The sequence below is a fragment of the Thermomonas sp. genome, assembly GCF_035369645.1.
GTDB lineage: Bacteria > Pseudomonadota > Gammaproteobacteria > Xanthomonadales > Xanthomonadaceae > Thermomonas.
Window position 1 is genome coordinate 28,084 of record NZ_DAOOUM010000027.1, and the last position, 6,518, is coordinate 34,601.

Annotated in this window: 8 protein-coding genes; 3 read left to right on the plus strand and 5 right to left on the minus strand. The window is 61.2% G+C overall.

The genetic code is table 11. From position 1 onward, the window contains the following. The 3 genes from PK789_RS06790 to PK789_RS06800 form a co-directional block, all read left to right on the plus strand. Positions 1-287 (plus strand): c-type cytochrome (locus PK789_RS06790; RefSeq protein ID WP_324307931.1); only part of this gene is annotated, 287 nt, incomplete at its 5' end. Positions 288-295: 8 nt separating this feature from the next. Beyond that, the gene (locus tag PK789_RS06795; protein WP_324307932.1) at positions 296-730 is read left to right on the plus strand and encodes a c-type cytochrome; all 435 of its coding nucleotides are present in this window, start codon (positions 296-298) and stop codon (positions 728-730) included. A gap of 111 nt (positions 731-841) precedes the next feature. Continuing rightward, positions 842-1,120, plus strand: a complete 279-nt coding sequence (locus tag PK789_RS06800; protein WP_324307934.1) for a DUF6522 family protein — start codon at positions 842-844, stop codon at positions 1,118-1,120. 9 nt (positions 1,121-1,129) lie between these two features. Here the strand turns inward: PK789_RS06800 and tadA are convergent, their stop codons facing one another. The 5 genes from tadA to PK789_RS06825 all read right to left on the minus strand — a co-directional run bounded on the left by tadA (position 1,130) and on the right by PK789_RS06825 (position 6,381). Continuing rightward, positions 1,130-1,618, minus strand: a complete 489-nt coding sequence (tadA, locus tag PK789_RS06805) for a tRNA adenosine(34) deaminase TadA (protein ID WP_324307935.1) — start codon at positions 1,616-1,618, stop codon at positions 1,130-1,132. Between the two features lie 347 nt (positions 1,619-1,965). Continuing rightward, complete coding sequence (locus tag PK789_RS06810) at positions 1,966-2,667, minus strand: M48 family metallopeptidase (protein WP_324307936.1); 702 nt, start codon at positions 2,665-2,667, stop codon at positions 1,966-1,968. Then, the gene (locus PK789_RS06815; RefSeq protein WP_324307937.1) at positions 2,667-5,768 is read right to left on the minus strand and encodes a type I restriction endonuclease subunit R; all 3,102 of its coding nucleotides are present in this window, start codon (positions 5,766-5,768) and stop codon (positions 2,667-2,669) included. The genes PK789_RS06810 and PK789_RS06815 overlap by 1 nt, the downstream gene beginning before the upstream one ends. After that, positions 5,765-6,106 (minus strand): type II toxin-antitoxin system RelE/ParE family toxin, encoded by a 342-nt coding sequence (locus PK789_RS06820; protein ID WP_324307938.1) that lies wholly within the window; start codon positions 6,104-6,106, stop codon positions 5,765-5,767. The genes PK789_RS06815 and PK789_RS06820 overlap by 4 nt, the downstream gene beginning before the upstream one ends. Further along, positions 6,103-6,381: a ribbon-helix-helix domain-containing protein gene (locus tag PK789_RS06825; protein ID WP_324307940.1), complete on the minus strand. Its 279-nt coding sequence runs from the start codon at positions 6,379-6,381 to the stop codon at positions 6,103-6,105. Before PK789_RS06825 ends, PK789_RS06820 begins: the two co-directional genes overlap by 4 nt. Positions 6,382-6,518 lie beyond the last annotated feature (137 nt).

Consider the following 6,518-nt stretch of genomic DNA (forward strand, 5'->3'; position numbering starts at 1 on the left):
CCACACCGGCCGTTGCCACACCGGCCGTTGCCACGGGTGACGCCAGTCGCGGTAAGGGCTTGGTGTACACCTGTAAGGGCTGCCATGGTTTGACCGGCTACAAAAACGCTTACCCCAGCTACCACGTGCCCATGATTGGTGGGCAGTCGGAAACTTACCTGCGCAATGCGCTGACCGAATACCGCACCGGCAAGCGCAAGCACCCGACGATGCAGGCCCAGGCGGAGAGCTTCTCCGAGCAAGACATCGCCGATATTGCCGCCTACCTGTCCAGCCTGAAAAAGTGAGCCGCGCCATGACCAAGACTTCCATGACCCTGCTCGCCATGGCCTGCGCGCTTGCCCTGTCTGCCTGCGGTGGCAAGACCGAAGGCGAACATCCCGCTGCCGAGGCCGAACCGGCATCGTCTTCTGCCGGCCTGCCCAAGGGCGACATCGCCGCCGGCCTCGACATCGCCACCAAGGGAACACAAGGCGTTGCGGCCTGCACGTCCTGCCATGGTGCCGAGGGCAATGCCCCCATCGACGGCATGTATCCCAAAATTGGTGGCCAGTACGCCGATTACCTTGGGCACTCACTACAGGCCTATCGCAGCGGTACCCGCGCCGGTGCCACCGCCGACGTGATGGGCGCACAAGCCAAGGGGCTGAATGATCAACAAATTGCGGATCTAGCCGCTTATTTCGCCAGCGTGCCGCGCCAAGTTCGTGACTTGCAAGACGTCAACTAAGTCAACCGGCACGTTTGCTCCAGACACAGGGCCCGTTGGGCCCTGCGTCATTTTCGGTCTGCGTTGATCCACATCAGGGCCACGCCCACTTCCCCATCGCACACTGTCGTCATGTCCTCTGCCAAACCGCGCAAATCCATTCCTATCGCGCTCAACCCCAAGCTTGAGATTGCGATAGAAGCGGCCCCAATTGCCTCTGCGTTGGCGTTGGATGCTGCCCAATTCTTGCAATTGTTGGAACAAAAAAAGATCGACCAACTGTGTGAACGCGGCACCGGTGAGGATTCCGGCTTGTATCGCGCCAGTTTCTACCACGCCGGCAAGCGCGCCCGCGTCGTCGTCAACCTCGATGGCCAAGTACAGGGCGACGTGGAACTGCGCAGTCGTTGAGCCAAGCCGCTATGGCTTGTGGCGTTTGGCACGAAAATAGGCCGTCAACATCGGCCCGGCGATTTCCGCCAACACCCCACCCCTGACATCAACCCGATGGTTGTGACGTGGATCTTGCAAAAGATCAAACACGCCCCCTGCTGCCCCGGTTTTGGGATCGGCAGCACCAAATACCACCCGCGCGATACGCGCATGCACCAGTGCCATGGCACACATCGCACACGGCTCCAGAGTGACATACATCGTGCACCCCAACAGACGATGATTACCCCGCACACGCCCTGCGGCGCGCAACGCAATGATTTCGGCATGCGCACTGGGATCATGCTCGCGGATATTGCGATTCCAACCTTCACCAAGCAGCATTCCGTCGGCGCCGATAACCACCGCGCCTACCGGGATTTCATCGTCTTCGTCGCGTGCACGCGCAGCCAACGCCAGCGCATGCTGCATCCAATGGATATCGTCAGTGCTTTGGATCTCGGTGCTTTCGCTCATGAACTGCTGCATCCGCCCTGCCCAAAGCCTCATGCTTGAAAAGCGCTGCACGGATTTGGCAGCACGCCTGCGACATTGGCGGAGAGAGTGCCCGCGTCCTAGAAACCAACTTAGAACAGGACACTCACCCCATCACAATCAGATCACGCAATTGATTCATCGCCAATTGCGAGCTTTTGGTGCCAAAATCCCTATAACTTCGCCGATTGTAACCGAAAACCTAATGCCAGCGTCTTTGGTAGAAACGAAAAGCCTCCGCCATACCTTAGGGATGCAGCATCTAGGCGTGAGGCAGGATTGTCCTACTTCACTCGCGTGTTATAGGTTTGAAATGGGTTTGGATAGAGTTATCCGACCGAAAGCGGTAGCGCATTGAGTTCCGCACGCGCCTCGCGCCAGCGCGGATAGTGCGCGTCCAGCGCCGCGATGAAGCGCGCATCGTGCGTGGGTGCGAGCAGGTGGGCCATTTCGTGCACAACCACATACTCCAGCAGGTGCCGGGGCTTTTTCACCAGCTCCGTGTTCAAGCGGATATGCCCGCGCAGGTGGTTGCAACTGCCCCAGCGCGTCTTCATGCGTTGCAGGTAGTAGCCATGCACACTCACCCCCAAACGGGGTTCCCAGAGGCGGATGATCTCGGGTAGCACTGCATGCAGCTGCGCCTTGTGCCATGCGTGCATCACCGCTGCGCGCTTGGCCGCGTCGGCACCGGGGCGCACACTGAGCGTGATGCGCTTGTGGTTAAGAAGCACACCGGGCCTGGCCTGCACGTACTGCACGTCGAGCAGATAGCGGCGACCCCAAAGCATGTGACTTTCCCTAGTGACATGCTGCCGCGGCAGCTCACGCGCCTGCGCATGAAAGGCGGCCTGCTGCTTGCGGATCCATGTTAGACGGGTAATGGCATAGGCGCGCAGCACCTCTAGGCGCGAATGCGTAGGGGCCACCAGCGTCACCCGGCCTTGCGGCGGATGCACGGACAGGTGGACGTGCTTGACGTCCTTGCGCGTCACTGCGATCTGAATGTCGCCCAGCTGCAAGGTGTCCATTAGCGGTAGCCGGGTTGGTTCCTGACCAGCTCGAACAGCTTGCGCATGGCTTCGCGGTCGCCATCGAGCGCATCGAGTAGTGCGCGCTGCACGGCCCGCTCCTTGATCTCGTCGCCTTTCCAGTCCGCCGGCACACCCGTACGCATCAGGGTGTCGATCTTCACTGCCGTGCCGATCAGGCCGAAGTCGTACTGATGTAGCGGATCACCGATGTGCGCGGCATCCACAGGCTTGGCCAGAATCTCCGGCAGGTTGCGGTAGATGAGCGCCGCTTCGGGCTTGCCTTGCAGGGCTTCGGGGGCTTGCTCGCCACCGGCCGCGTGTGCTGCCAGCTTTTTCGCCAGGGCTTCGGCCTGCTTCAGGAACGCCTCGTAGCTCTTCGCATCGGCAAGGGATTGCTTGATCAACGCATCCAGCAGGCTGGACATTTCCTTGAAGAATCGTGGGTCGGTCAAGCGCTCTTGAATGATGGCCTTGCGCACGTTGTTGATGATGCCCTCGGCCACCGCCTTGTTGCTGGCACCCTTGGCGTTGAGCTTCTGCGCAATGGCGTCGTGGATGCCGGTCTTGACGATCAGGTCCACCAGCGACAAATCGCCCATGTCGCCCAGTTCGCGCGCATCGTCGGCTTTCACGTAGCGGTTGAGCAGGTCGCGCATATCGCCCTCGAAGGGCTTGATGTCGAACTCCTCGCCGGAGTAATTCTTGATGGCCCCGCGCATGTCCGCGTAGAACGCGACTTCTTTTTCCAGCCGGGCAATCGTGGCCGCGTCGTAGCCGGCGTTGGCCAGCTCGCTGCCGATGTCGGCCCAAGCGCGGACGAAGGCCGTCACCAGTTTGTAGAAGGAAATACGCAGCGGCTCGGTCTGTTCCAGTGCTTCGGCGTCCTGTGCCTCACCGCAGAAGTACGCAATGAACTGCTCCACTTCGCGCGGCGCCAGCACCGGCTCGCACAGGTGCAACAGCGCCTCGCGGCTTTCTTCCAGCGTCTTCGCGCCCTCGGCAATCCAGTCCTTCAGGGTGACATTGCCGTCCTGCCCGTCGTTGGCATCCACTGCCAATTCGTCGGAGCTGTACACGGCGATGGCTTCCTGCACCTTGCCGAACAGTTCCTTGAAATCAACGATGTAGCCGTAGTCCTTGTCGTCACCGTCCAGCCGGTTGGTGCGGCAAATGGCTTGGAACAGGTCGTGGTCGCGTAGGTTGCGGTCTAGGTAGATGTAGCTGCAGCTGGGCGCGTCGAAGCCGGTCAACAGCTTGCTGACCACGATCAGCAGCTTGCAGTGGGCCGGCTCGTCCTTGAAGCGTCGCTTCATCTCGGTTTCGTAGGTGTCGGTATTGCTGAAACCCTTCAGCACCCAATCCCGGTAGGTGTCGTACTTGTAACGGTAGTCGCTGCCGGCCGGTTCTTTCGAATACTGGCCAGCATCGGGCTCGAACGAGGTGATGATGCCTACATGCTTGCCGAAGTCCGTGTTCTGGAACAGGCGGAAATAGTGGCAGGCGTCGTAGATCTCGTCGGCCACTAGGATCGCCGTGCCGCGCCCGTCGCTGAGGCGACGACGGGTATCGAAGTCCTCCAGAACGCTGTTGATGATGCGGTTCTTGCGCTCCCCGGAACTGAGCAGCTCCTCCATCGTCGCCCAGCGCTTGCGCAGGGCAGCCTTCTGGAAGTTGTTTCGGCCTTTGGTCTTCTCGGCGAAGTACGCCTCAATCTTCTGCTTGTCGCCAAGCCGCTGCGGCACTTCTCGCGCTTCGTATTTCAAATCCAGCACCACCTTGTCCGCCACCGCCTCGGGGAATTTGTAGGTGTGGATGTAGGTGCCAAACACGTCGTGCGTGGTTTGCTTATCCTTACGCATCAACGGCGTGCCGGTGAAGCCGATGAAGATGGCATCGCCCAGCCAGCGCTTCATCTGCTTGTTCATGTCGCCGCCCTGGGTGCGATGGGCTTCGTCCACGAACACGTAGAAGCGCCCGTGCGCCGGCGGCGGCAGGCCGGTCAGGTCGGTGGTGTCGAATTTGTGCAGCAGCGCACACAGCAGGCGCGGCGTGGTTGCGCCCAGCTTGGCCACTAGGTCGGCGCGGGAGGTGACGCGGGTGGAATCCAGCCCGGCGTTCTTCAGCACCTTGGTGATCTGGTCATCGAGTTCGTCGCGGTCGGTGATGACCAGAATGCGCGCGTCCGGGTCGTCCTCCAGCAGCCATTTGGCCAAGAGCACCATCAGGATGCTCTTGCCGCTGCCTTGGGTATGCCAGATCACCCCGCCTTCGCGTTTGCGCGTGCGCACCTGCGCGGCCTTGATGCCGGCGTACTGGTGCTGGCGCGGCACCTTCTTGATGCCGGCGTCGAAGATCACGAAGTTGTGCAGAAAATCCAGCAGCCGCGCCTTGTCGAACAGCTCCGCCAGCGGCCGGTCCAGCAGCGCCCCGGCTTCGCCGCCGGCAAGCCCGGCCTCGACCTTCCACTGCACGTAGAACGCTTCCCGGCTGCCCACGGTGGCGTAGTAAACGCCTTGCGCGTCGTTGCCGGCCAGCAACAGTTGCACGGTGCTGAAAAAGCCCTCGTTGAATTGTTTTTCCTGATTGCTGAGCAGCTGGCGGATGCCTTCGGCCATACCCACGCTGCTGCGCTTGAGCTCGATGACGGCAATGGCAATGCCGTTGAGGTACAGCACGATATCCGGGCGGCGCTCCAGCCCGCTGCGCAGGGTCACTTCCTCGGCCAGCGCGAAGTCGTTGCGGTCTGGGTTGGCCCAGTCAATGAAGTGGACTTTCTGGGTCTGCTCGCCCAGCGCGGTCTGCACGTCGGCGCCGTAGCGCAGCAGGCCATAGGTTTTCAGGTTGGCGTCGTACAGCGTGTTGCCAGCGATCTCGGCAGCGGCCTGCAACTGGCGCAGCGCCGCAGAAATTTGCACATCGCTGTAGCCACGCTTCTTCAGATTGGCCGCAAGATACTCAGGCTCAATGTTGTGATTGAACTCCTCCTTGCTCCAGTCGCCCAAGTACTCGTAGCCAAGGCAGTCCGGCCTCGCCTTGTCGGTGAACAGCTCGACGACGCGGTTCTGGGTGGTGCGCTCGGGTCGGATTCTTGCGTTCATCGTTGCCGGTTCTCCCTCTCGCCGGTAGAAGGTTTCATCGTGGCCTCGTAGTTCTGGCCGCCGTAGAACACGCCGACAATCGACACGGTTTCGGCGTCGAGGTCAAGCGTGAAGGCGATCACCGCGCTACCGCGATAGTGCGTGACGCGCAAACCCGGAAACAGATCATCGCGGCGCGTGCCGCGTTGCGGGAACAGCGTGAACCGCTCGCAGTGGTCGATGATGGCCTCGACGTAGTTCGCCGCAATCACCGGGGAGCCGGATGCATTCGCGATGTACGCCTCGATGGTGGCGAGCTGCGATTCTGCCTCCGGCGCGAAACGGACGCGGAAGGTCACGGTGTCGATGCGCCCGCACGCCTGCGTTTGGCTAGGTTGGCGCGCACTTGATCGGGTGTCAGGGCACGGCGGCTGTCGGCAGCAAGCGCCTGGGCAGCAGGGACGACCTGCTCGCGCAGCCAGGCGTCCACTGCGCGATCACGCGCAATCAAGGTGCGCAGGCCATCACGGATGACCTCGCTTTCAGTGGCGTACTCACCCGCGGCGACCTTGGCTTTCACCACATCGGCCATTTCGTTGGGGAGCGTGATGCTGAACTGCTGTGTCGAGCGCATGGAGTGCCTAGGTCATCGGTGTGTAGGATTCAATCCTACTCGCCTGCCCGTTCAGTGCAAGCCGCTGTTTCTACCGACCTGTCTACCATCATTGTTCCCGACAACGTGGTTCATGCGGTTTTCTATACCAGCCGGAT

What these genes read in the sequence shown, in the direction of transcription:
- PK789_RS06795 (WP_324307932.1), top strand. Translation starts at nt 296, where the DNA reads ATGACCAAGACTTCCATGACCCTGCTCGCCATGGCCTGCGCGCTTGCC.
- PK789_RS06800 (WP_324307934.1), top strand. Translation starts at nt 842, where the DNA reads ATGTCCTCTGCCAAACCGCGCAAATCCATTCCTATCGCGCTCAACCCC.
- tadA (WP_324307935.1), bottom strand. Translation starts at nt 1,618, where the DNA reads ATGAGCGAAAGCACCGAGATCCAAAGCACTGACGATATCCATTGGATG.
- PK789_RS06810 (WP_324307936.1), bottom strand. Translation starts at nt 2,667, where the DNA reads ATGGACACCTTGCAGCTGGGCGACATTCAGATCGCAGTGACGCGCAAG.
- PK789_RS06815 (WP_324307937.1), bottom strand. Translation starts at nt 5,768, where the DNA reads ATGAACGCAAGAATCCGACCCGAGCGCACCACCCAGAACCGCGTCGTC.
- PK789_RS06825 (WP_324307940.1), bottom strand. Translation starts at nt 6,381, where the DNA reads ATGCGCTCGACACAGCAGTTCAGCATCACGCTCCCCAACGAAATGGCC.